Raw genomic sequence first — 1,034 nt, 5'->3', positions numbered from 1 at the left:
GACTTTGATCTTTTTGTAAGGTTGTTGCCCGAGAAGCTCATGTTTCTTATCGATGTGCGGCCGGACAGGGATCACAAGGTAGTGCATCGATCCACGGATGATGAAATCCTGATCACCTATATCAGGCGTCATCGCGCCAGTCAGTGGAAGCCCGAGGTCAAGGTTTTTATCGAGGGAGAGAACTGGGGGAGTTTGAATAAAGCGTTATTTGATGATGTTGCCGCATTGGCGTATGCCATCAAGAAAAGAGGGTTGAGACAAGTTGAGTTCTAACGAATCCTGATGTACGAAAGAGTGTTTCATGTTTAACAAAGCCTTGATGACTGTGGTCATCAAGGCTTTATTTTATTAGCGGCGACGGAACAGCGGCAGCGGTTCGTCAGTGGCGGCCTGGTAGGTCACCGAGAAGTCCTTGAGACCTTCCAAAGCTTCATACGGGTCTTTATCGGGGCGTACGGCAAAAGCGTCGAATCCACAACGATGCATGTAGAACAACTGGTCGCGCAGCACGTCGCCAATGGCCCGCAATTCGCCCTTGAAACCATAACGGTCACGCAGCAGGCGGGCATTGGAGTAGTTGCGGCCATCGGTGAAGGCCGGGAAGTTCAGGGCGATGACCTGGAACTGCGCCACATCTTCACCGATTTCCTCGGCTTCTTCATCGGCGTCCAGCCAGATGCCCAGGCCACCGTCGCGGGCCAGGAGCATACGGCTGTGTTCGCGCCACAGCTGCAACGGGACGATGTAGTCGTCGCAGTTGGTGATCTCGTCGATACTGAAATCCTTGGGCAGCAGGTGCCAGGTTTCGTCGACGACCTCGTTGTTCTTAATTATTCGCTGCATAGACGCGTTCCTTGAAGAGGTCGATGCCAATACGCTGGTAGGTGTCGATGAAACGCTCGTCTTCGGTACGTTGTTCGATGTACACGTCGATCAGCTTCTCGATCACGTCAGGCATGGCTTCCTGGGCGAAGGACGGGCCGAGGATCTTGCCCAGGCTGGCATCGCGACTGGCGCTGCCGCCGAGGGAAACC

Annotated in this window: 2 protein-coding genes and 1 pseudogene; 1 reads left to right on the top strand and 2 read right to left on the bottom strand. The window is 54.2% G+C overall.

From position 1 onward, the window contains the following. Positions 1-273 (top strand): hypothetical protein (locus ACRESJ_RS18570; protein WP_431759183.1); only part of this gene is annotated, 273 nt, incomplete at its 5' end. A 75-nt stretch (positions 274-348) separates the two neighbouring features. On the opposite strand, the gene ACRESJ_RS18565 is transcribed toward ACRESJ_RS18570, so the two are convergent. Both ACRESJ_RS18565 and ACRESJ_RS18560 read right to left on the bottom strand, forming a co-directional pair. After that, a complete protein-coding gene (locus ACRESJ_RS18565) occupies positions 349-843 on the bottom strand; it encodes a DUF934 domain-containing protein (protein ID WP_111283403.1) in 495 nt (164 codons plus the stop codon). Then, positions 827-1,034: pseudogene (locus tag ACRESJ_RS18560) on the bottom strand (nitrite/sulfite reductase); the annotation flags it as partial. The gene ACRESJ_RS18565 and the pseudogene ACRESJ_RS18560, both read right to left, overlap by 17 nt.

Origin of the sequence: Pseudomonas sp., from assembly GCF_050739655.1 — a bacterium.
Lineage (GTDB): Bacteria > Pseudomonadota > Gammaproteobacteria > Pseudomonadales > Pseudomonadaceae > Aquipseudomonas.
Note: the sequence above shows the minus strand (reverse complement) of the source record. Positions and strands in the feature narration are given on the sequence as shown.

Excerpts from the sequence above, each read along its gene's own strand:
- ACRESJ_RS18565 (WP_111283403.1), bottom strand. The coding sequence starts at position 843 with ATGCAGCGAATAATTAAGAACAACGAGGTCGTCGACGAAACCTGGCAC.